The sequence below is a fragment of the Rosenbergiella sp. YN46 genome (genome assembly GCF_036620675.1).
GTDB lineage: Bacteria > Pseudomonadota > Gammaproteobacteria > Enterobacterales > Enterobacteriaceae > Jejubacter.
Genome location: NZ_JAZHEE010000001.1, coordinates 196,127 through 221,640, shown reverse-complemented (window position 1 = coordinate 221,640; position 25,514 = coordinate 196,127). Strand labels below are relative to the sequence as shown.

The following is a 25,514-nucleotide window of genomic DNA, read 5'->3' as shown; positions in this document are numbered from 1 at the left end:
ACGATTAGACAATGTAGATAAATTCAACACAGGGTCAAGCGTCCAGGCGAAGGGGGGATGCAAAAATGTGTCAAAATTTGAAGCAGTTAACGCTATTGGCATTAATGTGACGCGAGTCGCGGCCTGGCTGCAAAGCGCGGACAAAACCCGGTGGCGTCTGTGCGTCAGGGCACTACACTCCGGCGAAGGGGTAGCAGATTTTCTGCCTGAATTTTAACCGAATGATGATGACTGGCGATGGGTAAGACAAACGACGGGTTGGAATTTGACCATCTGGTGGATGAAAAAGCGCTTGATGCGATAAAGCCGCCATCTATGTATAAAGTTATATTAGTGAACGATGACTACACGCCAATGGAATTTGTTATTGACGTGCTACAAAAGTTCTTTTCTTATGATGTAGAACGTGCAACGCAACTGATGCTTGCAGTTCACTATCAGGGTAAGGCTATCTGCGGCGTCTTCACAGCCGAGGTGGCGGAAACCAAGGTCGCGATGGTGAACAAATATGCGAGGGATAACGAGCATCCGTTGCTGTGTACGCTGGAACAAGCCTGAAAAGGCAGACAATTTGAGGGGGGTGCCCTATGCTCAATCAAGAACTGGAACTCAGTTTAAATATGGCTTTCGCCAGAGCGCGCGAGCACCGACATGAGTTTATGACCGTCGAGCATCTGTTGCTGGCGTTACTCAGCAACCCATCGGCCCGGGAGGCGCTGGAAGCCTGTTCCGTGGATCTGGTGGCGCTACGGCAGGAACTTGAAGCCTTCATCGAACAAACAACCCCGGTACTGCCGGAAAATGTAGAAGAGCGTGACACCCAGCCGACACTCAGCTTTCAGCGAGTGCTGCAACGGGCGGTGTTCCACGTTCAGTCTTCCGGCCGCAGCGAGGTTACTGGCGCCAATGTGCTGGTCGCCATCTTTAGCGAGCAGGAGTCCCAGGCGGCCTATCTGTTGCGCAAACACGAAGTCAGCCGCCTCGACGTGGTAAATTTTATTTCGCACGGCACACGTAAAGACGAACCGAATCAAAACGGTAACTCCGCAGAGAATCCGGTCAACGATGAGCAGGCAGGCGGGGAGGAGCGCATGGAGAACTTCACCACCAATCTCAATCAGCTTGCCCGGGTCGGGGGGATCGACCCGCTGATCGGCCGTGATAAGGAGCTGGAGCGCACCATTCAGGTGCTGTGCCGCCGTCGTAAGAACAACCCGCTGCTGGTAGGGGAGTCGGGCGTGGGCAAGACCGCTATCGCCGAAGGGCTGGCATGGCGCATTGTTCAGGGCGATGTACCGGAAGTGATGGCCGACTGCACCCTCTATTCGCTGGATATCGGTTCGTTACTGGCCGGCACCAAATACCGCGGCGACTTCGAAAAACGCTTTAAGGCGCTGCTTAAGCAACTGGAGCAGGACAGCAACAGCATTCTGTTTATCGATGAGATTCACACCATCATCGGCGCAGGCGCTGCTTCCGGCGGCCAGGTGGATGCCGCTAACCTGATCAAACCGCTGCTTTCCAGTGGCAGAATTCGGGTGATTGGCTCTACCACCTATCAGGAGTTCAGCAATATCTTTGAAAAGGATCGCGCGCTGGCGCGTCGCTTCCAGAAAATTGATATTACCGAACCGTCTATTGACGAGACGGTGCAGATCCTGACTGGCCTGAAGCCGAAGTATGAAGCTCACCATGATGTGCGCTACACCGCGCGCGCGGTGCGCGCTGCTGTAGAGCTGTCGGTGAAATACATCAATGACCGCCATCTGCCGGATAAGGCCATCGATGTGATTGACGAAGCTGGCGCGCGCAGCCGCCTGCTTCCGGTCAGCAAGCGCCGTAAAACGGTGAACGTGGGGGATATCGAGTCGGTGGTGGCTCGTATCGCCAGAGTGCCGGAGAAAAGCATATCTAAAAACGATCGCGATACCCTGAAAAATTTGGGCGATCGTCTGAAGATGCTGGTGTTTGGCCAGGACAACGCTATCGAAGCGCTGACCGAGGCTATCAAAATGAGTCGCGCCGGTCTGGGCCATGAGCATAAGCCGGTGGGGTCTTTCCTGTTCGCGGGGCCGACCGGAGTCGGTAAAACCGAGGTCACGGTGCAGCTTGCCAAATCCTTAGGGATTGAGCTGCTGCGCTTCGATATGTCGGAATATATGGAGCGCCACACCGTCAGCCGTCTGATTGGCGCACCTCCGGGATATGTGGGGTACGATCAGGGCGGGTTACTGACCGATGCGGTGATTAAACATCCCCATGCGGTGCTGCTGCTTGATGAGATAGAAAAAGCGCATCCGGACGTCTTTAATCTGCTGCTGCAGGTTATGGACAACGGAACGCTGACTGACAACAACGGTCGCAAGGCGGATTTTCGTAACGTGGTGCTGGTGATGACCACCAACGCCGGGGTGCGGGAAACCGAGCGTAAGTCCATTGGCCTGATTCAGCAGGACAACAGCACCGATGCGATGGAGGAGATCAAAAAGATCTTCACGCCAGAGTTTCGCAATCGCCTGGATAACATTATCTGGTTCGCAAGTCTGACGAGCGAGGTGATCCACCAGGTGGTCGACAAGTTTATTGTCGAGCTTCAGGCTCAGCTGGATGCGAAGGGCGTTTCACTGGAAGTGGCGCAGGAGGCTCGCGACTGGCTGGCGGAGAAAGGCTATGACCGCGCCATGGGCGCGCGTCCGATGGCCCGAGTGATTCAGGACAACCTGAAGAAACCGCTGGCTAACGAGTTGCTGTTCGGCTCACTGGTGAACGGCGGCCAGGTGACGGTAACGCTGAATAAACCTGAAGACCGCCTGGAATATGATTTCCAGAGCGCGCAGAAGCATAAGGCGGAAGCGGCACACTGAGCGGGTGTCAGGGGATAAAAAAGGCCGGGCGATGCGCCCGGCCTTTTGTTTTTATTGATAACCTGTCGCGTAACCGTTGTCGCAACAGAGAAGAATTCTGTTAGCGACTACGGAAGACAATGCGGCCTTTGCTCAGATCGTACGGAGTCAGTTCCACGGTCACTTTGTCACCCGTCAGGATACGGATATAGTTCTTACGCATTTTACCGGAGATATGCGCGGTAACGACGTGACCGTTTTCCAGCTCTACGCGAAACATGGTGTTAGGCAGCGTTTCCAGAACGGTGCCCTGCATTTCAATATTGTCTTCTTTGGCCATCTAATCCTCGGGATATCACTACCATAGTTTGAACCGGCAAGATAATGCCGAAGTTCACCTGTCATGTAAAGAAATTGCATCAGGCAAAGTCTGTTCTGCCAATGACCCACGCCCAATAGCGCGTTTTTTAACGCAAACCAAAATAAAGGGGCGGAGTGATAAACGGCGGGCGTTACCAGGCCTCTCCCAAAGAGGTGCGGGCAATGGGCAGATCTTACTCTGCATTCTGCGGGCACAATTATAACATGGTGTGAGGGCAGATGGGCAGAATATTAGGTATGCTTCTTAACCACAGGGCAAAAGAGTTTGAGGCAGCCAGCAGCGTATGTCGAGCGGCTGCGAATAAAGATTTTCCAGCAGGCGGAGATAGAGACCGCGGGGAATCTCTTTGGCGCCCAGAGAAGCGGTATGGGCGTTCAGTACCTGACAGTCGATAAGGCGTCCGCCGCGCGCTAAAAAATAGCGGCAGAAATGGAGCAAGGCGGTTTTGGAGGCGTTTTCCCGACGGCTGAACATCGATTCGCCGCAAAATAACGCGCCCAGCGCCACGCCGTATAGCCCGCCGACCAACTGTTCATCCTGCCACACCTCTACGGAATGGGCATGTCCCAGCTGATGTAACTGCTGCCAGGCGACGCTGACCTCTGGCGTTATCCAGGTGCCTTCGGTTCGCTGACTGGCGCAGCCGGCGATCGTTCCGGCAAAGTCATGATTGAGAGTCACGCGGAAATTCGCCTGTTTCAGAAAGCGTCGAAAGCTGCGGCTGATATGAAACTCCTGCGGATCCAGCACGGCTCGTGGGTCAGGGGACCACCAAAGAATAGGGTCTCCTGGTGAATACCAGGGGAAAATGCCGCGTCGGTAGGCCAGCATCAGACGTTCCGGGCTGAGATCTCCCCCCAGCGCCAGCAGGCCGTTAGGCTCGCGCAGCGCCGCTTCCGGCGACGGAAAGTCGAGAATATGGCGGGAAAGCTGAACCAGACGCATGGTGAATACCCTCCGGACCCCTAAGAATAGTTAAATCATAGCCTGGAGACGACGATGAAACTGCGCATAGCGCCCGCCGTTGTTCAGTAGCGTTTCGTGAGCGCCCTGTTCGACGATACGCCCGTCGTCCATCACCACAATACGGTCGAAGGCCGCCAGGCCGTGCAGGCGATGGGTGACCATCAGCAGCGTTTTGTCGGTACAAAGATCGTGCAGCAGAGTGAGGATCTGACGCTCGGTGGCGGCATCCAGCCCTTCCGTCGGCTCGTCCATTAATACCAGCGGCGCATCGTGCAGCAGGGCGCGGGCGATGCCAAGACGCCGCAGTTCACCGCCGGAGAGCTGGCGTCCCCCTTCGCCAAGCCAGGCATTCAGGCCTTCATCCTGCAGCAGCCCCTTTAGCCCGACGCGGGTCAGCATCGCTGCCAGGGTTGCGTCATCGGCCTGAGGGCTGGCGAGCAGCAGGTTGTCGCGCAGGGTGGCGCTGAACAACCAGGGGCGCTGGGGCACGACGCTGATGGCCGCCCGCAGGCTGGATTCGTCGTAATCGCGAAGCGGACGATCCCCCAGAAAAATCTCCCCGCTGTTGGGATCGCTGGCGCGGGTAATCAGGTTCAGTAGCGTGGATTTCCCACAGCCGGTGCGGCCCAGAATGGCGATATGCTCGCCGGGAGCAACCTGCAATGAAACCGACTCCAGCGCGTTGCGATGCTGTTCTGGCCAGGCGAAGCTGACGTTCGCAAGGCTCAGGGAAGCCTGAGTTAACCGCGTTGCCGGGCTATCCGGGAAGGTGACATCCGGCGTTTGTTCTATTACCTGGGAAAGGCGCAGGGCGGAGGCGATGGTTTGCCCCAGGTGCTGGAAGGCGCCGGTAATGGGGGCCAGCGCTTCAAAGGCCGCCAGCGCGCAGAAGACAAACAGGGCGATCAGCGCGCCGGGAGGCTGCTGGCTGCCGATGCCCGCCCCGGCAAGCCACAGAATCAGCAGCATGGTCAGACCGCCGATTAGCAGCATCAGGCTCTGGGAGAGCGCCGTGAGGCCGGCCTGGCGACGCTGGGCATTGAGCCAGCGCTGTTCAGTTGTGGTCATCTCATCGCGCCAGCGCTGGCTGGCGCCGAACAGCGATAGCTCTGCCTGGCCATGCAACCAGGCGATAAGCTGCTGGCGGTATTCACCGCGCAGGCGGGTCAGGGATTCGCCAATCGGGCGACCGGCGCGCCAGAACAGCGGTGGCAACAGCAGTAGCGTTAACAGCATAATGCCCCCGAGGGTCAGCGCCAGGGTCAGGTTTATCCAGCTCAGCCCGAAGGTAACGATAATGATGACCGCCAGTGCGCCGACCAGCGGTGAAATGACGCGCAGATAGAGGTGATCCAGGGCGTCGACGTCCGCCACCAGGCGATTCAGAAGTTCCCCCTGGCGGAAGCGACGCAGGCCGCCGGGAGAGAGTGGCAGCAGACGGCTGAACAGGGTGACTCTCAGGTGTTGCAAAATGCGGAAGGTCGCATCATGACTGACCAGGCGCTCAAAGTAACGCCCGGCGGTACGGATAATGGCCGCGCCGCGTACGCCCGCCGCAGGTAGCATATAGTTAAAGGTCTGGAGTCCGGCAAGACCCGCCAGCGCCGACGCGGAAAGAAACCAGCCTGAAAGGGTCAGCAGACCGATACTGGCCAGCAGCGTCACCACGGCCAGCACAATACCCAGAGTCAGGCGCCATTTATGGCGGCGAAACAGACTAAGCCAGGGCAGTAGCGCGCGCATGTTAAATTTCCTCCTGTCGATGGGCCAGAAGCCGGGCGAAGGGGCCGCTTTCCTGAGCAAGGCGTTGCCAGCTTCCCTGTTGCACGATGTAACCCTCCTGCATCACCCAAATTTCATCCCAGGACTGCAGGATATCGAGCTGGTGAGTGACCATCAGCGTGCTCTGGTGCCGTGCGGCCCGCTCCAGCGCCGTCATGACCCGTTCTTCGCTGTGGGCGTCCAGGCTGGCGACCGGTTCGTCGAGCAGCAGCAGGCCGCAGGGGACGAGCAGCGCTCGCGCCAGCGCCACGCGCTGGGCCTGGCCTACCGACAGGCTGGCGGCGTTTTCCCCCAGTTCGCTGTCCAGCCCCCGAGGCAACTGAGTCAGAAACTCACTGACCCAGGCATCGTCAATCACCTGTTTAAGGCGCGTCTGGTTACCGGGGGCCGCCAGCAGAATATTGTCGCGCAGGGTACGGCCAGGCAAGCGCGGGTTCTGTCCCAGCCAGCTTAGCCTGGCGCGCAGGCTATCGGGATCCAGCTCGCGCAGCTCTGCGCCATTTACCGTCAGGGAGCCTTCATAGGGCAGGAAGCCCGACAGCACATTCAGCAGCGAGCTTTTTCCGGCGCCGCTTTGCCCCACCAGCGCCACTCTGGAGCCGGCGTTAAGGGTAAAGTTTAGCGGCCCGGCCAGCCGTGTACCGGTGGGGGACAGCACTACCAGATCGCGGGCTTCCAGACTTAAAGGGCCGTCGCTGTCCAGGGGACGGGTTCCACGCTCGGGGGACTGGAGCGGTGAATCCATAAATTGTTGCAGACTATCCGCCGCGCCAATCGCCTGGGCTTTTGCGTGATAGAAGGCGCCCAGATCGCGCAGCGGCTGGAAAAATTCCGGCGCCAGAATCAGCGTCAGAAAGCCGGAAAACAGTGTGACCCCAACACCATAATGGCCGAAATTGAGCTCCCCCAGGTAAGAAAAGCCGAAGTAGACCGCCACCAGGGCGATAGAGAGCGAGGCGAAAAATTCCAGCACGCCGGATGAAAGGAACGCCAGGCGCAGCACCTCCATGGTGCGGCTGCGAAAATCTTCAGAGGCGCGGCGAATACTGTCGGTTTCGGCTGCGCCGCGGTTAAACAAACGCAGGGTTTCCATGCCGCGCAGGCGATCGAGAAAGTGGCCGCTCAGGCGCGAAAGCGCCAGAAAATTACGGCGGTTGGCGTCGGCGGCACCCATGCCGACCATCGCCATAAACAGCGGAATCAGCGGCGCCGTGCCCAGCAGAATCAGGGCAGCCGCCCAGTTAGAGGGCAGAATCGCCAGTACAATCAACAATGGAATCGTGGCCGCCAGCGCCATCTGTGGCAGGTAGCGGGCGTAGTAATCATGCATATCCTCGATCTGTTCGAGGATAAGGGTGGCCCAGCTTCCGGCCGGTTTGCCCTGTATCCAGGCCGGCCCCGCCTGCTGCAACCGATCCAGCACCAGACTGCGAATCTGGTGACGAATATGCAGCCCGGCCTGGAAACCGACTTTCTCGCGCAGCCAGACCACCCAGGCGCGCAGGATCAGAACCAACAGTAAAAGTGCGAAGGGCAGAAGGAGCGCTTCCGAGGGAATGGCGCCAACGATCATATTGTCCAGCAGGCGAGCCAGCAGCCAGGCCTGCGCCACAATTAACAGGCCGCTGATAGCGCCAAGCAGGCGCGAAAGATTAAGCCAGCGCCGGGAGGTCACGCTCTGTTGCTTCAGCCAGCGGCTAAGTTCTTGTTGACGGGTTTTTTTCATTGCAAGCCAGGGGGGTCAATTAAGTTCCATTCGCCGTTCCGGCGACTGTTTCCTGCAATGTTACATCGCGGCAAAAAGAAAGGCGACCTTATGAGGTCGCCTTAAATGCCGAAGAGGAAAAATCAGGCCTTATCGGCCAGTCCGTCCAGATAGCGTTCCGCGTCCAGGGCGGCCATACAACCAGTGCCGGCAGAAGTAATAGCCTGGCGGTAGATATGATCCATAACGTCGCCTGCGGCGAATACGCCGGGGATGCTGGTCTGGGTCGCATTGCCCTGACTACCGGACTGCACCTTGATATAACCGTTTTCCAGCGCTAACTGGCCGTCGAAAATCGCGGTGTTAGGGCTATGGCCAATGGCCACGAACAGGCCCATCACTTCGAGCTCTTCGCTGTGCTGCGGATCTTTGGTATCCCGCAGACGCAGACCCGTGACGCCCATCTCATCGCCGGTGACTTCATCAAGCGTGCGATCGGTGTGAAGGATGATATTGCCGTTCTCCACTTTATCCATCAGGCGTTTAACCAGGATCTTTTCGGCGCGGAAGCTGTCGCGGCGGTGGATCAGGTGCACTTCAGAAGCGATATTAGACAGATAGAGTGCTTCTTCCACGGCGGTATTGCCGCCACCGATGACCGCGACTTTCTGATTGCGGTAGAAGAAACCGTCGCAGGTGGCGCAGGCGGAAACGCCGCGGCCCTTATAAGCCTCTTCAGAAGGCAGACCCAGATAGCGGGCCGAAGCGCCGGTAGCGATAATCAGTGCGTCGCAGGTGTATTCGCCGCTGTCGCCAGTCAGGCGGAACGGACGATTCTGCAGATCCACTTTATTGATGTGATCGAAGAGAATTTCGGTTTCGAATTTCTCTGCGTGTTCGTGCATACGCTCCATCAATAAAGGGCCGGTCAGACCGCTGGGATCGCCGGGCCAGTTTTCCACCTCGGTGGTGGTGGTAAGCTGACCGCCTTTTTCCATACCAGTGATCAGTACCGGATTCAGATTGGCTCGGGCGGCATAGACGGCGGCGGTGTAACCCGCCGGGCCAGAGCCCAGAATCAGCAGCCGGGAATGTTTCGCAGTGGCCATGAGATCCTCATTTTCGTTGGCTGACAATGGACTGGATTGTAGGGAATTTGTCGCAGCAAAAAAAGAGCATTACCGTTTTGTTAACGATATGTGTAATAGGCGGTGCCGATAGGTAGGGCTATAAACAGTAAAAAATACAGAAAAACTCGGGATAAGGGGGTGAAAAAATGAGGGATAATCGCAAGGGGTCATGAATATCTGGCATGTTTCACTAAAAAACGATGTTTTACTTTGACAATCACCTGCGCATTTGCGAAAACATTTGGGGGAGCATAGCGCGTAAGTTCAGGCCACGTCTACCGTGGCGAGGGAGGTTGTGCGCTTTTACCGGGTTATCGCCAGCACCCATGGCGTGGACAGACGCCATGGGTAATGCCGATGGCTGCCGTCGTTTTGGCAACGGTCTTCTCACGTAACCCGAAACAGTGGCTGTTTACGGGTATGGCAGGTGAAGGAAGGAATACAGAGAGACAATAATAATGGTAGATAGCAAGAAGCGCCCTGGCAAAGATCTCGACCGCATAGACCGTAACATTCTTAATGAGCTGCAGAAGGATGGGCGAATTTCCAATGTCGAGCTTTCAAAGAGAGTGGGACTGTCGCCGACGCCGTGCCTTGAGCGCGTTCGTCGCCTGGAGCGGCAGGGTTTTATTCAGGGCTATACCGCGCTGCTAAATCCGCACTATCTGGATGCATCATTACTGGTATTTGTTGAGATTACTCTGAATCGCGGGGCGCCGGACGTATTTGAGCAGTTTAATGCCGCCGTTCAGAAACTCGAGGAAATTCAGGAATGTCATCTGGTTTCCGGTGATTTCGACTATCTGTTGAAGACCCGGGTGCCGGATATGTCAGCCTATCGTAAGTTACTGGGGGAAACTCTGTTACGTCTTCCGGGCGTTAATGACACCCGCACCTACGTGGTAATGGAAGAGGTTAAGCAGAGTAATCGTCTGGTAATTAAGACCCGCTAATACGGAGCAGGTGCAAAATCGGCGCAGTTTGATTACACTCCTGTTAATCCATACAGCAGCAGTGCCGGGGCAGCCCGGCGCTGCTGTCCGTTTTAGCTACGGGCTGTTCCTGCAACTGCTCAATGCGTTGACGCGGGGCCGAAAACGCGTCCTCTACGTTGTCGGGCAGCCTAAAACCTGGAGAGCTTTTCTTGAGCCAGGAATATACAGAAGATAAAGAAGTCACACTGACAAGACTGAGCAGCGGACGCCGTCTGTATGAGGCGCTGCTGGTGCTTATCGCACTGTTTGCCGTTTACCTGATCGTGGCTTTACTCAGCTTTAACCCTTCCGATCCCAGCTGGTCCCAGACCGCCTGGCACGAGCCTATCCATAACTGGGGCGGCGCGCCTGGCGCCTGGCTCGCGGACACGCTGTTTTTCATTTTCGGCGTGATGGCCTGGGCCATCCCGATCATTATTCTCGGCGCCTGTGCCTTCGCCTGGCGTCGTCGCGACAATGATGACTACATCGATTATTTCGCCGTGTCGCTGCGCCTTATCGGGGCGCTGGCGCTGATTGTGACCTCCTGCGGCCTGGCGGCGATTAATGCCGACGATATCTGGTATTTTGCCTCAGGGGGCGTCATTGGCAGCCTGCTCAGCAGCGCGATGATGCCGCTGTTAAACAGCAGTGGCGGTACCATCGCGCTGCTTTGCGTCTGGGCCGCTGGTCTGACGCTGTTTACCGGCTGGTCCTGGGTCAACATCGCCGAGAAGCTTGGCAGCCTGGTGCTGACGCTGCTGACCTTTGCCAGCAACCGAACCCGCCGGGACAATACCTGGCAGGACGATGATTACGAGTACGACGATGAAGAGTATGACGACGAGGAGAGCCAGCAACCGGCGCCCGAGTCAAATAAATCGCGCCGTGCCAGGATTCTGCAGGGCGCTCTGGCTCGCCGCCGACGTCTGGCAGAGAAATTTTCCAACCCGATAGGGCACAAGAGCGATGCTGCGCTCTTTTCCGGTAAGCGGATGGATGAAGACGATCCGCTGTTTTCCGGCCAGGCGGCGGATGCCGCGCCTTATCGCGGGCAGGAAAGCTATAGCGACGATCCGCTACTGAACGGACAAAATATTGCCGATTTTGCGGACGATCCGCTGATGAACGGCCAGTCGATTACCCGGAATAGCGTGGATCAGCCCGCCAGTGAGTGGAACGAGACACAAATGGCAGCGCCTTCGACTCAGCAGGTCGCGATCCCCGCGCCGGAAACCGACGCCGCGCCATCCATCAACTGGGAGCCGGCGCCGACCACCGTCACGCCGGAGCCGGTTATTGCGCCGTCGCCGGAAAATATTCCGGTGGAGCAACCGTATCAGCAAACCGCGCAGCAACTGCCGAATGAAGTGACCAGCCATTGGTCGCCTCAGGCGCCTGAGCAGGCGGCGCAGCCGTGGCAAGAGCAGCAGTATCAACAGGCGGAACAGCCTCAGCCGTACCAACAGCCAGAGCCGAATCCGCAATCTCAGGCGCCGGACTCGTATCATCAGGCGCAGCAGTATGACGGGTATCAGCAGCACGAACCTGGCGCGCCGGAAAGCGCTTCGCAGACGGAGCCGCACGCAGCGCAGCCCCATGCCGGACAGGAAGAAGGAAAACCTTCACGTCCGCCGCTCTATTATTTTGAAGAGGTTGAAGCGCGCCGCGCTCGCGAGCGCGAGCAGCTTGAAGCCTGGTATCAGCCGATTCCTGAACAGGCGCGCGAACCCGGGGGGCTGAACCCAGGCGCGGGTTCGCAGACGCCGGGCGCTACCTTAATGCCAGACGACGCTTCCCTGCCGGATGGCGAGGCCGTATCGGATCCTCAGCATGCCGCACATGCGGCGAAGGGAGCCGCAGGTGCCGCGGCTGTGGCCGCGACGGCAGCGGGTGCCGCTTCCTGGACGCCGCGTCCCCAGGTGAAAGAGGGGATAGGCCCGCAACTGCCGCGCCCGAATCGGGTGCGGGTGCCGACGCGTCGCGAACTGGCCTCTTATGGGATTAAGCTGCCTTCCCAGCGCCAGGCTGAAGAGCGTGCCCGGGCCGGGCTTGCGAACAACGATCTTAGCGATGATGAGATTGAAGCCATGCAGCAGGATGAGCTGGCCCGCCAGTTTGCCGCCAGCCAGCAGCAGCGTTACGGTGAAGAGTATCATCACGACGAAGCCACGGTTGATGAGAGCGACGATGAAGACGCCGCGCTTCAGGCCGAACTGGCTCGTCAGTTCGCCGAAAGCCAGCGCCAGCGCTATAGCAGCGAGCAGGAGGAGCTCCCGTCTACGCCTGCCGCTCCGCAGCCGTCTCAGCGTCCGGCATCCATGTTTGAACCGGTTGAACCGCAGCAGCCTTCGGCCCAGCCACAGGGCTACGGTACCCAATCGCAGCAGCCGGTACCGCCCCAGCAGGTGCCGGTGCAACAGCCGGGCTATGGCGCTCAGCCTCAGCAGCCTTCGGCCCAGCCGCAGGGCTACGGTGCCCAATCGCAGCAGCCGGTACCGCCCCAGCAGGCGCCGGTGCAACAGCCGGGCTATGGCGCTCAGCCTCAGCAGCCTTCGGCCCAGCCGCAGGGCTACGGTGCTCAACCGCAGCAGCCGGTACCGCCCCAGCAGGCACCGGTGCAACAGCCGGGCTATGGCGCTCAGCCGCAGCAGTCTCCTGCCCAGCCACAGGGCTACGGTGCCCAATCGCAGCAGCCGGTACAGCCTCAGCAGCCGCCTCAGGACAGCCTGATTCACCCGTTCCTGGTGCGCAACGGCGACGATCGACCTTTGCATAAGCCAACGACGCCGCTGCCGACCCTGGATCTACTGACGGCGCCGCCGACGGAAGTTGAACCGGTGGATACCTTTGCGCTCCAGCAGATGGCGCGTCTGGTTGAAGCTCGTCTGGCCGATTTCCGTATTAAGGCTGATGTGGTGAACTATTCGCCGGGGCCGGTTATTACCCGCTTTGAATTGAATCTGGCGCCTGGGGTGAAGGCTGCGCGTATTTCTAACCTGTCGCGCGACCTGGCCCGTTCGCTCTCTACCGTGGCGGTGCGTGTCGTGGAGGTGATTCCGGGGAAACCTTATGTCGGCCTGGAACTGCCGAACAAGAAGCGTCAGACCGTCTATTTACGTGAGGTGCTGGACTGCGACAAGTTCCGTGAAAGCAAATCGCCGCTCTCGGTGGTGCTGGGTAAGGATATTGCGGGCGATCCCGTGGTGGCCGATCTGCAGAAGATGCCTCACCTGCTGGTGGCCGGTACTACTGGTTCCGGTAAGTCGGTGGGCGTCAACGCCATGATTATCAGCATGCTCTATAAGGCGACGCCGGAAGAGGTGCGCTTTATCATGATCGACCCGAAAATGCTGGAACTGTCGGTCTATGAAGGCATTCCGCATCTGCTGACCGAAGTGGTCACCGATATGAAGGACGCCGCCAACGCGCTACGCTGGAGCGTTAACGAGATGGAGCGCCGCTATAAGCTGATGTCGGCGCTGGGCGTGCGTAACCTGGCCGGGTACAACGAGCGCGTGGAAGAGGCGGAACGTATGGGCCGTCCTATCCCCGATCCGTTCTGGAAGCCGGGCGACAGCATGGATACCACCCATCCGGTGCTGAAAAAAGAGCCTTATATTGTGGTGCTGGTGGATGAGTTCGCCGACCTGATGATGACCGTGGGCAAGAAGGTGGAAGAGCTGATCGCGCGTCTGGCCCAGAAAGCCCGTGCCGCGGGTATCCATCTGGTGCTGGCAACCCAGCGTCCGTCGGTGGATGTCATCACCGGTCTTATCAAGGCTAACATTCCGACCCGTATCGCCTTTACCGTTTCCAGTAAGATTGACTCCCGCACCATTCTCGATCAGGGCGGTGCCGAATCGCTGCTGGGGATGGGGGATATGCTCTATGCAGCTCCGAACTCCACCATGCCGATGCGCGTCCATGGCGCCTTTGTTCGCGACCAGGAGGTGCATGCCGTGGTTCAGGACTGGAAAGCGCGCGGTCGTCCTCAGTACGTTGAGGGTATTACCTCCGACGGCGGCGGGGAAGGCGGCAGCGGCGGTTTTGACGGCGAAGAAGAGCTGGATGCGCTGTTCGATCAGGCGGTCGCCTTTGTGGTTGAGAAGCGTAAAGCCTCAATTTCCGGGGTACAGCGTCAGTTCCGTATCGGTTATAACCGCGCGGCGCGTATTATCGAGCAGATGGAAGCTCAGGGGATAGTCAGCCCGCAGGGCCATAACGGCAACCGCGAAGTGCTGGCGCCGCCGCCGTTCGAATAACGGCGGCGTGCCCGGTCGGTGCCATGCAAAGTTGCGTAAAGAAATGGAAAATCAGCCATTTCTGCTGGCAGGCTTCGACCTGAACGGCAACATAGATAGCCAGAACGGCCCCGCAGGGGTTGAAACGTTGAGGGAACATTATGAAAAAAGTCGCAATTGCCTGTGCCCTGGCCTCGGGGTTTGTCATGAGTCACGCCTGGGCCGATGCTGCCAGCGACCTGAAAAGCCGTCTGGATAAAGTCAGCAGCTTTGAAGCCAGTTTTACCCAGAAAGTGACGGATGCGGGCGGCGCGGCGGTGCAGGAGGGCGAAGGCCAGCTATGGGTTAAACGCCCCAATCTCTTCAACTGGCATATGACTCAGCCGGATGAAAGCGTGCTGATCTCCGACGGTAAAACGCTGTGGTTCTATAATCCGTTTGTCGAGCAGGCCAGCGCGACCTGGCTGAAAGACGCCGCCAGCAATACGCCTTTTATGCTGATAGCCCGCAACCAGTCCAGTGACTGGCAGCAGTACAATATTAAGCAGAATGGCGACAGCTTTGTGCTGACGCCGAAGCGCGGCGGCGGGAATTTGAAAGAGTTCACTATTAACGTCAGCCATAACGGAACCATCAACCAGTTCGGCGCCGTGGAGCAGGACGGGCAGCAAAGCCGCTACCAGCTCAAATCCCAGCGCAATGGTGCGGTGGATATGAGCAAGTTTAAGTTTACCCCGCCCCAGGGCGTGACGGTGGACGACCAACGCAAATAGAGGCCTGAGTGAGCAACCTGTCGCTCGATTTTTCCGATAACAGCTTCCAGCCTCTGGCCGCGCGGATGCGGCCAGAGAACCTGGCGCAGTACATCGGCCAGCAGCATCTGCTGGCTCCCGGCAAACCGCTACCGAAGGCGATCGAGGCCGGTCAACTCCATTCGATGATACTCTGGGGCCCGCCTGGCACCGGTAAAACTACCCTTGCTGAAGTGATTGCCTATTACGCCAGCGCTGACGTAGAGCGTATCTCTGCGGTCACATCCGGGGTTAAAGATATCCGTGAGGCCATTGAGCGGGCTCGCCAGAATCGTAATGCCGGCCGGCGCACTATTCTGTTCGTCGATGAGGTGCATCGCTTTAACAAAAGCCAGCAGGACGCTTTTCTGCCCCATATCGAAGACGGCACTATCACCTTTATTGGCGCCACTACCGAAAATCCCTCGTTTGAGCTCAACTCGGCGCTGCTGTCACGGGCCAGGGTTTATCTGCTGAAATCCCTGACGACAGCGGATATCGAGAAAGTGTTGAGTCAGGCTATGGAGGATAAAGCGCGTGGCTATGGCGGTCAGAATATTGTGCTGCCGGACGACACGCGGCTGGCCATTGCCGAGCTGGTTAACGGCGACGCCCGACGAGCGCTGAATACGCTTGAAATGATGGTCGATATGGCGGATAGCGACGATGCCGGAAAACGGGTGTTGACCCCGGCTTTGCTGACTGAAATCGCCGGCGAGCGCAGCGCGCGTTTCGATAATAAGGGCGATCGTTTCTACGATCTGATTTCGGCGCTGCATAAGTCGGTGCGCGGTTCGGCGCCGGATGCGGCATTGTACTGGTATGCCCGTATTATCACGGCCGGGGGGGATCCGCTCTATGTTGCGCGTCGCTGCCTGGCTATCGCATCTGAAGATGTGGGCAATGCCGATCCCCGCGCCATGCAGGTGGCTATTTCCGCCTGGGATTGCTTCACCCGGGTGGGGCCAGCGGAAGGAGAACGCGCCATCGCCCAGGCGATTGTCTATCTGGCGTGCGCGCCCAAGAGCAATGCGGTCTATACCGCTTTCAAAGCCGCGATGGCCGATGCGCGCGAGCGTCCCGACTACGATGTGCCGCCGCATCTGCGCAATGCCCCCACCAAACTGATGAAAGAGATGGGGTACGGGCAGGAGTATCGTTATGCCCACGATGAGCCAGGCGCCTATGCCGCCGGCGAAGTCTATTTTCCGGAAGATATGGCACAAACCCGTTATTACCATCCCACTTCCCGGGGGCTTGAAGGCAAGATTGGCGAAAAGCTCGCCTGGCTCGCTGAACAGGATCAAAATAGCCCGACAAAACGCTACCGCTAGTGCGGGCGTTGCGGTAAGGTTATCGTTAATTCAGGCAGGCCGCAGGCTGCGGCCTTTTTGTTCGTTCTCAATTCGATAAGCACAGGATAAGCATGCTCGATCCCAATCTGCTGCGTAACGAGCCAGACGCAGTCGCTGAAAAACTGGCACGCCGGGGCTTTAAGCTGGATGTAGATAAATTGCGCGCGCTTGAAGAGCGCCGCAAAGTGCTGCAGGTCAAAACGGAAAATCTGCAGGCTGAGCGCAATTCACGATCGAAATCCATCGGCCAGGCGAAAGCGCGCGGTGAAGATATCGAGCCGCTGCGTCAGCAGGTCAATCAGCTGGGCGAAGAGCTGGATGCGGCGAAAGCCGAACTGGATACCCTGCTGAATGAAATTCGCGATTATGCGCTGACCATCCCCAACCTGCCGGATGACAGCGTACCGCAGGGTAAAGACGAGAATGACAACGTTGAAGTCAGCCGCTGGGGCACTCCACGCGAGTTCGACTTCGACGTGCGCGATCACGTGACGCTGGGAGAAATGCACAGCGGGCTGGATTTTGCCGCGGCGGTTAAACTGACGGGGTCGCGCTTTGTGGTCATGAAAGGGCAGATTGCTCGCATGCATCGCGCGCTGGCGCAGTTCATGCTGGATCTGCATACCGAACAGCACGGTTACAGCGAAAACTATGTTCCCTATCTGGTCAACCATGAGACGCTGTACGGTACCGGCCAGTTGCCGAAATTCGCGGGCGACCTGTTCCATACTCGTCCGCTGGAAGAAGAAGCGGATAGCAGTAATTATGCGCTAATTCCTACCGCAGAGGTGCCGCTGACTAACCTGGTGCGGGGGGAAATTCTGGAAGAAGAGTCGCTGCCGATTAAGATGACCGCTCATACCCCTTGTTTCCGCTCTGAAGCCGGTTCTTACGGGCGCGATACTCGCGGTTTGATCCGTATGCACCAGTTCGACAAGGTGGAGATGGTGCAGGTAGTTAATCCGGACCATTCTATGGACGCGCTGGAAGAGATGACCGGCCACGCTGAAAAAGTGCTGCAGCTGTTGGACCTGCCGTATCGTAAGGTTGCGCTGTGCACCGGCGATATGGGCTTTTCGGCTTGTAAGACCTACGATCTTGAAGTCTGGGTACCGGCCCAGAACACTTACCGCGAAATCTCCTCCTGTTCTAACGTAGGGGATTTTCAGGCTCGCCGCATGCAGGCGCGCTGTCGCAGCAAGACCGAGAAAAAACCGCGTCTGGTGCATACGCTGAACGGCTCCGGTCTGGCGGTAGGTCGTACCCTGGTGGCGGTGCTGGAAAACTACCAGCAGGCCGATGGTCGCATTGAGATCCCAGAGGTTTTGCGTCCTTATATGAATGGCCTGACGCACATCGGTTAAGCCATATCTGTATGAAAAAACGCCCTCGCGGCGTTTTTTTTTAGGTTCATCGCGGATTGTCGTGAAGCTGAAGTGACCGGCGGCAGTCCTTATCTTCTGGGTTAGCATGTAGCGCAGGAGAAGGTTCCGTTCTACCTGCTGTGGATTAACAGAGAAGCAGTGACGCAAAGTGAACGGAACAGCCCAGCGCATCGTTATATGCTGCCGGTTTTTTGTTTCCGCTTTCGACCACTCCACGCTAATTCGCGCTGAACCTTTTTTATGCCTGCCTTTTGATGCCTGACAAAGTCTTCTACCACTAAAGCAGTACCATTCCACACACGGGGGAGCCCGTATTCAAAAAAACAGCAGTGCCTTCGGTGACTGTTAACCGCTCCCCATACCGTTTCACTGGTGCAGGTTTCTGGCCGTACCGTTTTTATGAGCAATGTGTGGGGTAACATGGAATATAAATCCTCCGGGGCAATTCTGGCGGCGGAGCTTAGCCGTCGTACGCTGGTTAAAGGGGGCGCCATTTGTGGACTGGCGGCCGCCAGCGGTGCATTGGCGCTGCCCTTTTCCCGAACGGCTATCGCAGGTGCGGCTGCGGGTGAAGCGGCTGGTGAAAAGCTGGTCTGGAGCGCCTGTACCGTTAACTGCGGCAGTCGCTGTCCGCTGCGGATGCATGTGGTGAATGATGAGATCCGCTATGTCGAAACGGATAATACCGGCGACGACAACTACGAAGGGCTGCATCAGGTGCGCGCCTGTTTGCGCGGGCGTTCAATGCGGCGCCGGGTCTATAACGCCGACCGCCTGAAATATCCCATGAAGCGATCCGGTAAGCGGGGGGAAGGCAAGTTTGAACGTATCACCTGGGAAGAGGCGTTCGATACTATCGCTGCCAATATGCAGCGCCTGATTAAAGATTACGGCAACGAATCTATCTACCTGAATTACGGCACCGGCACGCTGGGCGGCACTATGACCCGCTCATGGCCGCCGGGTAACACCCTGGTGGCCCGCCTGATGAACTGCTGCGGCGGTTATCTCAACCATTACGGCGATTACTCCACGGCGCAGATTGCTGAAGGTCTGAACTATACCTACGGCGGCTGGGCTGACGGTAACAGCCCCTCTGATATCGAAAACAGCCAGCTGGTGGTGCTGTTCGGCAATAACCCTGGTGAAACCCGCATGAGCGGTGGCGGGGTGACTTACTATGTGGAACAGGCCCGTGAGCGCTTTAACGCCCGCATGATTATCATCGATCCGCGCTATACCGACACCGGCGCCGGCCGTGAAGATGAGTGGATCCCGATCCGGCCAGGAACCGACGCGGCGCTTGTGGCGGGGCTTGCCTGGGTGATGATCAGTGAAAATCGGGTTGATCAGGCGTTCCTCGATAAGTACTGCGTGGGATACGATGAAAAAACGCTGCCCGCCGGCGCGCCGGCTAACGGTCACTATAAGGCGTATATCCTGGGGCAGGGCAGCGACGGTGTCGCTAAAACGCCCGCCTGGGCTTCGGCTATTACCGGTATTCCCGAAGCGCGCATCATTAAGCTGGCCCGGGAGATAGCCGCAGCCAGGCCGGCTTTTATCTCTCAGGGCTGGGGCCCGCAGCGCCACGCTAACGGCGAACTGGTCTCCAGAGCTATTGCTATGCTGCCGATCCTGACCGGCAATGTGGGAATTCACGGCGGTAACAGCGGGGCACGCGAAGGCTCTTACAGCCTGCCGTTCGTGCGGATGCCAACCCTGGAAAACCCGGTGAAAACCAGTATTTCGATGTTCCTGTGGACGGATGCTATCGAGCGCGGCCCGGAAATGACGGCGCTGAAAGACGGCGTACGCGGCAAAGATAAACTGGATGTGCCGATCAAAATGATCTGGAACTATGCTGGCAACTGCCTGGTGAATCAGCATTCGGAAATCAACCGCACCCACGAGATCCTGCAGGACGATAAAAAGTGCGAGCTGATCGTGGTGATTGATAACCATATGACCGCGTCGGCGAAATATGCCGATATTCTGTTGCCGGACTGCACCGCCTCTGAGCAGATGGATTTTGCGCTTGATGCCTCCTGCGGCAATATGGCCTACGTCATTTTTGCCGACCAGGCGATTAAACCGCGTTTCGAATGCAAAACCATCTATGAGATGACCAGCGAAATCGCGCGCCGGATGGGGGTAGAGCAGAAATTTACCGAAGGGCGTACCCAGGAAGAATGGTTGCGTCATCTCTATGCCCAGTCCCGGGAAGCGATTCCTGAACTGCCGGACTTTGACAGCTTCCGTCGCCAGGGCATCTTTAAAAAGCGCGATCCAGAAGGCCATCACGTGGCCTACAAGGCATTCCGCGCCGATCCCCTGGCCAATCCGCTGACCACGCAGTCGGGAAAAATCGAGATCTACTCGGAGCAGCTTGCGCAGATCGCCAGTCGCTGGCAGTTGCAAGAGGGTGATGTGATCGACCCGCTGCCGATCTACAGCCCCGGGTTTGAAAACTACGACGATCCGCTCAGTGATAAATATCCGCTACAGCTGACCGGTTTCCACTACAAGGCCCGCACCCACTCAACCTACGGCAACGTCGATGTGCTGAAGGCCGCCTGCCGTCAGGAGATGTGGATCAATCCGTTGGATGCCCGGGCGCGCGGTATCCGCAATGGCGAGAAGGTACGCATTTTTAACGGCCGCGGCGAAGTGCATATTCACGCTAAAGTCACGCCGCGTATTTTGCCGGGTGTCGTTGCGATGGGGGAAGGTGCCTGGTACAACCCGGACGCCAACCGTATCGATCGCGCAGGCTGCATTAACGTTTTAACCACCCAGCGCCCCTCTCCGCTGGCGAAAGGTAATCCATCCCATACCAACCTGGTTCAGGTGGCGAAGGTTTAAGGAGTAGAGAATGACGACCCAGTATGGCTTTTATATCGACTCCAGCCGCTGCACCGGTTGCAAAACCTGCGAGCTGGCATGTAAGGACTACAAAGATCTGACGCCGGAGGTCAGCTTTCGCCGCATCTATGAGTATGCCGGGGGCGACTGGCAAGAGGACAACGGCGTCTGGCATCAGAACGTGTTTGCCTATTACCTTTCGATCTCCTGTAACCACTGCGCGGATCCGGCCTGTACCAAAGTGTGCCCGAGCGGCGCTATGCACAAGCGGGAAGATGGCTTCGTGGTGGTGAATGAAGATGTCTGCATCGGCTGCCGCTATTGCCATATGGCCTGCCCCTACGGCGCGCCGCAGTACAACGCGGAAAAAGGGCATATGACTAAGTGTGATGGCTGCTATGAGCGGGTTGCTGAAGGTCATAAACCGATTTGCGTGGAGTCTTGCCCGCTGCGGGCGCTGGATTTCGGCCCGATAGAAGAACTGCGTCGCACTCATGGTGAGCTGGCGGAAGTGGCGCCGCTGCCTGCGGCGCGCTTTACCAGCCCCAATATTGTGATTAAACCTAACGCCAGCAGCCGTCCTTGTGGGGATACCACCGGCTACCTGGCCAACCCGAAGGAGGTGTGAGATGGGAAGTGGATGGCATGAGTGGCCGCTGATGGTCTTCACCGTTCTGGGGCAGTGTGTGGCTGGCGGGGCGATTGTGATAGCGCTGGCGCTACTGGGGGGCAACCTGCCGGCGGAACAGCGGCGCCGCGCTGAACTGGCGATGGTGGTGCTATGGGTGCTGATGGGGATCGCCTTTATCGCCTCTGTGTTGCACCTGGGATCGCCGCTGCGTGCCTTTAATTCGCTCAACCGTATCGGTCAGTCGGCGCTCAGTAATGAGATTGCCGGAGGTTCGCTGTTCTTTGCCGTGGGCGGCATCGGCTGGCTGCTGACGGCGGTAAATAAGCTGCCGCCGCTGCTGTCGCGTTTGTGGCTGGTGGCGATGATGGTGCTGGCGGTGGTATTCGTCTGGCTGACCAGCCGGGTATACAGCACCATTGATACGGTGCCGACCTGGTATGGTTTCTGGACTCCGCTGAGTTTCTTCCTGACGATGTTTATCGGTGGCCCGCTGCTGGGCTACCTGCTGCTGCGGGTTGCCGGTGTGGAAGGCTGGGCGCTTCGCCTGCTGCCCGCCATTACGCTTCTGGGGCTGCTGGCAAGCCTGGTGGTGCTTGCTTTGCTGGGGGCGCAACTTCCGGAAATTCATAGTTCTGTGCAGCAGGCGACGGCGCTGGTGCCGGATTTCGGCGCGCTGCTTTCCTGGCGTCTGGCGCTGGTGGCGCTGGCCCTGGCGCTGTGGATTGTGCCGCAATTGCGCGGCGCGCTGCCGGGAACCGGTCTGCTGGTTATCGCTTTTGTGCTGGTGCTGACCGGCGAGCTGATTGGCCGCGGCATCTTTTACGGGCTGCATATGACGGTCGGTATGGCGGTCGCCGGATAAGGAGCGGCAGGGCGTTCATAAGCCGGCCTGCGGGTCGGCTTTTTTATGGTTCATCGCGGATTAGCGAGGAGTGTTCGAAAGCGGAAACAAAAAACCGGCAGAATATAATGATGCGGTGGGCTGGGGGCCCCTTCTCCCTTCCAGGGAGAAGGCCGGGTGAGGGTGACAGGCAGCTCTGGCGCCCGGTTTCAGAACAAAAGCAGCAGAATATGATGATGCAGCGGGCTGTTCCGTTCATTGCCGGGAAACTCACTCTCCCTTCCAGGGTGTACGTTCCGGGTGAGGATTACAGGCGCTTCGGTGTCCGCTTTCAGAACAGAAGCGGCGGAATATGATGATGCGGCGGGCTGTTCCGCTCATTGCCGGGAAACTCACTCTCCCTTCCAGGGTGTACGTTCCGGGTGAGGATGACAGGCGCTTCGGCGCCCGCTTTCAGAACAGAAGCGGCGGAATATGGTGATGCGGTGGGCTGTTCCGTTCATTGTCGGGAAACTCCCTCTCCCGTTTCGGGAGAGGGCCGGGGTGAGGGTGACAGGGGGCTCAGTCGCCGCTCCCCTGGCGACCCGTGCTCCCCGGCGGTAAAAAACGCCGCTGACGCGGGCCCCTACGCTAATTCCCGACGGGTTTAACCGGGACGGGCGTGAGCCGGCGTCCCTGCCGGCCACGCCCTGGGCCGACATCCCTGTCGGCCCCCCTGACCCGTCGTGAACGCTACGGCGTTTTTTAAGCCGGGACGTAACCCCCTCATCGCTTCAGACGGGGTGCTCAAAAGCGACCAGCATCATTCTTTGCTGTCTCAGGGCAGAAGATGACAGGCGATGACACTCCGGCCTGAAAATCGCCGGAGTATTTTCGGCGGCCAGGGTCAGCCCGACAGGACGTCGGGCTGAGGGTGTGCGGTACAGGGATGCCGTTATGCCCGACCCGTTCACCGGTTCCGCAACCGGCATAAGAGAAATCACCTTAAGGTGAACGGAACCTTCGCCAACGCGACATACTCACCCGGAATCCGGGGCAGCCACCGGTCACTTCAGCTTCACGACAATCCGCGATGAACCTTTTTTATGGGTAAGCGTGATAAAAAATATTCTGCTTTTTCGATGAAATTTTTAGTGTGATCTGTTTCGCATCTCTCCTTTTTAATTTCTTACATAACAATGAGATATAAAATAATGGCGCTGTGCGATCTCGCATAAGGATTAGTATTTCAAATCGTCGCTTCGCTGCGGCGAAAATCCGGTACTGAGGGTGGATTGACAATGTTTTTGCCGGTGGCATGATGCGCTCATTCACATCCTTCCATACGGTTTAAAACTCATGTCTGTCTGGACCCGGCCAGTGCTTTTTCTGCTCTGTGGCCTGCTTTTGCTGACCCTGGCGATAGCGGTGATGAACACGCTGGTGCCGCTGTGGCTTGCCCATGACCAACTGCCGACCTGGCAGGTGGGGATGGTCAGTTCTTCCTATTTCACCGGTAATCTGCTGGGTACCCTAATTACTGGCATGCTGGTGAAAAAGCTGGGTTTTAACCGTAGTTACTGGCTGGCTTCGCTGATTTTCGCCGTAGCTTGCGCAGGCCTGGGGCTGGCGGTTGGGTTCTGGAGTTGGCTGATGTGGCGCTTTGCTGCCGGTATCGGCTGCGCCATGATCTGGGTAGTAGTGGAAAGCGCGCTGATGTGCAGCGGTACTTCCCGTAACCGTGGGCGTCTGCTGGCTGCTTATATGATGGTCTATTATCTGGGCACTGTCGCAGGTCAGTTGCTGATTAGCAAGGTGTCGACGGCGCTGATGAGCGTTCTGCCCTGGGTCACCGCGCTGGTGCTGGCAGGGATGCTGCCGCTGCTGTTTGCCCGCATCCTGAGCGGCCACGGTGAACACCAGGCCGCCACGCCGATGTGGAGCATGCTGCGTCTGAGCCAGGCGCGTCTGGGCGTTAACGGCTGCATTATTTCCGGGATCGTGCTCGGTTCATTGTATGGGCTGATGCCGCTGTGGCTGAATCATCAGGGGATCAGTGATTCCCATATCGGCTTCTGGATGGCGGTGATGGTCAGTGCCGGGATTGTCGGTCAGTGGCCTGTTGGTCGCCTTTCGGAGCGCTACGGGCGCTTGCTGGTGCTGCGGGTTCAGGTTTTTGTGGTTATCCTGGGGGCGCTGGCGATGCTGAGTAATGCGGCGATGGGGCCGTCGCTGTTTATTCTGGGCGCTGCGGGCTTTACCCTTTATCCGGTCGCTATGGCATGGGCCTGTGAGAAGGTGGAGCACCATCAACTGGTGGCGATGAATCAGGCGCTGCTGTTGAGCTATACCCTGGGCAGCCTGGCGGGGCCGTCGCTAACCTCGATGCTGATGGAGCGTTATTCCGATAACCTGCTGTTTATCACTATTGCCAGCGTGGCTTTCGTCTACCTGATGATGCTGCTGCGCAAAGCGGGCCACCACCCGACCCCGGTGGCGCACGCCTGATTTTCCCTGACCCTCAATGTACCCCAGGGGCGTTGAGGGCGATGCTGTCTTAGCCCTCCATTCTTACAATGCTGTAGTGTGGGCGTAGCGACGCAAACTTTTATGATGCTTACGGCTCTGTGACCGCCAGGCCTGGAGTCCGGCCACGCGATCTGAGGATCTACGGCGACGCTCTTCGGTTTATGGACGGTTTTTCTGCTGGTAGGTATGGCGGGCGGATAGAGAAGGGGAGAGCCGGCCTGGCCGGCTCTGGTGATTGATTAGTACATCACCTTATGACCATACTGTTCAAGGATGCCCTTAACCCGTTCCATGGTCTCTTTCGGCGGTGGTTTCACGCCGTCCAGCTTGTACTCTTCGCCCATGGCGACCCATTTATGTTTGCCCAGCTCGTGGTAGGGCAGCAGCTCTATCTTCTCGACGTTGCCCATATCTCGGGTAAATTCGCCAAGTCGATGCGCGGAATCGTCATCGTCTGACCAGCCGGGTACCACCACGTAACGAATCCAGGTGTTTACGCCTTTGTCCGCCAGGTAGCGGGCAAACTCCAGGGTACGATGATTAGAGACGCCGACCAGCAGCTGGTGCACCTCATCGTTCATCTGCTTAAGATCCAGCATCACCAGATCGGTTACTTCCAGCAGTTCGTCGATTACCGGATCGTAGCGTCGTACAAAGCCGTTGGTGTCCAGACAGGTATGAATGCCCTCTTTTTTACAGGCGCGGAACCAGTCGCGTACGAACTCCGCCTGCAAAATCGCCTCACCGCCGGAAGCGGTAACGCCACCGCCGGAGGCGTTCATAAAGTGGCGGTAAGTGACGACGTCCTTCATCAGTTCTTCGACGGTAATCTCTTTACCGCCGTGGGTGTCCCAGGTATCGCGGTTGTGGCAATAGAGGCAGCGCATCAGGCAGCCCTGGAAGAAGGTGATAAAGCGAATGCCGGGACCGTCCACGGTTCCGCAGGATTCGAAGGAGTGAATGCGACCAATAACTGACATTGCGATGTTATCTCCAGTTGGGCGTCCGCCGGAGCGGGGTGCGCGGTCTGAGTGCCGCGTCGAGTCAATTTTGCGAGAGGCCCGGAAGGGCGTCTGACAAAACAGGCTCTATGAAGAAGGCTCCACACCTGGTGG

18 protein-coding genes are annotated in these 25,514 nt (G+C 58.0%); 12 read left to right on the top strand and 6 right to left on the bottom strand.

The genetic code is table 11. The annotated features are described in order from the left end of the window. Positions 1-67: 67 nt before the first annotated feature. From V3W49_RS01015 to clpA, 3 genes are read left to right on the top strand one after another with little or no spacing between them, the layout of a single operon-like run. Positions 68-217 (top strand): hypothetical protein, encoded by a 150-nt coding sequence (locus tag V3W49_RS01015; RefSeq protein WP_500143076.1) that lies wholly within the window; start codon positions 68-70, stop codon positions 215-217. A 20-nt stretch (positions 218-237) separates the two neighbouring features. Beyond that, entirely contained in the window at positions 238-558 is a 321-nt protein-coding gene (gene clpS / locus V3W49_RS01010) for an ATP-dependent Clp protease adapter ClpS (RefSeq protein ID WP_500143075.1), read from the top strand. Positions 559-587: 29 nt separating this feature from the next. Next, positions 588-2,864: an ATP-dependent Clp protease ATP-binding subunit ClpA gene (clpA, locus tag V3W49_RS01005; RefSeq protein WP_500143074.1), complete on the top strand. Its 2,277-nt coding sequence runs from the start codon at positions 588-590 to the stop codon at positions 2,862-2,864. Positions 2,865-2,964: 100 nt separating this feature from the next. Here clpA and infA read toward each other — a convergent pair whose 3' ends face one another. From infA to trxB, 5 genes are all read right to left on the bottom strand, one after another. Next, positions 2,965-3,183, bottom strand: a complete 219-nt coding sequence (gene infA, locus V3W49_RS01000; RefSeq protein ID WP_001040187.1) for a translation initiation factor IF-1 — start codon at positions 3,181-3,183, stop codon at positions 2,965-2,967. Positions 3,184-3,468: 285 nt separating this feature from the next. Further along, entirely contained in the window at positions 3,469-4,170 is a 702-nt protein-coding gene (gene aat, locus V3W49_RS00995; protein WP_500143072.1) for a leucyl/phenylalanyl-tRNA--protein transferase, read from the bottom strand. 30 nt (positions 4,171-4,200) lie between these two features. After that, entirely contained in the window at positions 4,201-5,934 is a 1,734-nt protein-coding gene (gene cydC / locus V3W49_RS00990) for a heme ABC transporter ATP-binding protein/permease CydC (protein ID WP_500143070.1), read from the bottom strand. Between the two features lies 1 nt (position 5,935). Beyond that, entirely contained in the window at positions 5,936-7,699 is a 1,764-nt protein-coding gene (gene cydD / locus V3W49_RS00985; RefSeq protein WP_500143069.1) for a heme ABC transporter permease/ATP-binding protein CydD, read from the bottom strand. 122 nt (positions 7,700-7,821) lie between these two features. Then, a complete protein-coding gene (gene trxB, locus V3W49_RS00980) occupies positions 7,822-8,787 on the bottom strand; it encodes a thioredoxin-disulfide reductase (RefSeq protein WP_500143068.1) in 966 nt (321 codons plus the stop codon). Between the two features lie 479 nt (positions 8,788-9,266). Here trxB and lrp point away from each other — a divergent pair, with 479 nt between their 5' ends. From lrp to V3W49_RS00935, 9 genes are all read left to right on the top strand, one after another. Then, complete coding sequence (gene lrp / locus V3W49_RS00975; RefSeq protein ID WP_000228469.1) at positions 9,267-9,761, top strand: leucine-responsive transcriptional regulator Lrp; 495 nt, start codon at positions 9,267-9,269, stop codon at positions 9,759-9,761. Positions 9,762-9,952: 191 nt separating this feature from the next. Beyond that, positions 9,953-14,047: a DNA translocase FtsK gene (ftsK, locus tag V3W49_RS00970; protein WP_500143065.1), complete on the top strand. Its 4,095-nt coding sequence runs from the start codon at positions 9,953-9,955 to the stop codon at positions 14,045-14,047. A 140-nt stretch (positions 14,048-14,187) separates the two neighbouring features. Further along, the gene (gene lolA, locus V3W49_RS00965) at positions 14,188-14,799 is read left to right on the top strand and encodes an outer membrane lipoprotein periplasmic chaperone LolA (protein WP_500143064.1); all 612 of its coding nucleotides are present in this window, start codon (positions 14,188-14,190) and stop codon (positions 14,797-14,799) included. Between the two features lie 8 nt (positions 14,800-14,807). After that, on the top strand, positions 14,808-16,151 hold the full coding sequence (locus tag V3W49_RS00960) for a replication-associated recombination protein A (protein WP_500143063.1): 1,344 nt from the start codon (positions 14,808-14,810) through the stop codon (positions 16,149-16,151). Positions 16,152-16,243: 92 nt separating this feature from the next. Next, positions 16,244-17,536, top strand: coding sequence for a serine--tRNA ligase (gene serS, locus V3W49_RS00955; protein ID WP_500143062.1), 1,293 nt, complete (start codon positions 16,244-16,246; stop codon positions 17,534-17,536). 441 nt (positions 17,537-17,977) lie between these two features. Then, entirely contained in the window at positions 17,978-20,419 is a 2,442-nt protein-coding gene (dmsA, locus tag V3W49_RS00950; RefSeq protein ID WP_500143060.1) for a dimethylsulfoxide reductase subunit A, read from the top strand. 10 nt (positions 20,420-20,429) lie between these two features. Beyond that, entirely contained in the window at positions 20,430-21,047 is a 618-nt protein-coding gene (locus V3W49_RS00945) for a DMSO/selenate family reductase complex B subunit (RefSeq protein ID WP_500143059.1), read from the top strand. A 1-nt stretch (position 21,048) separates the two neighbouring features. After that, positions 21,049-21,912, top strand: a complete 864-nt coding sequence (locus V3W49_RS00940) for a DmsC/YnfH family molybdoenzyme membrane anchor subunit (protein WP_500143058.1) — start codon at positions 21,049-21,051, stop codon at positions 21,910-21,912. A gap of 1,317 nt (positions 21,913-23,229) precedes the next feature. Next, entirely contained in the window at positions 23,230-24,378 is a 1,149-nt protein-coding gene (locus V3W49_RS00935; RefSeq protein WP_500143057.1) for an MFS transporter, read from the top strand. Between the two features lie 260 nt (positions 24,379-24,638). Here V3W49_RS00935 and pflA read toward each other — a convergent pair whose 3' ends face one another. Next, on the bottom strand, positions 24,639-25,379 hold the full coding sequence (gene pflA / locus V3W49_RS00930) for a pyruvate formate lyase 1-activating protein (RefSeq protein ID WP_500143056.1): 741 nt from the start codon (positions 25,377-25,379) through the stop codon (positions 24,639-24,641). Positions 25,380-25,514: the final 135 nt, after the last annotated feature.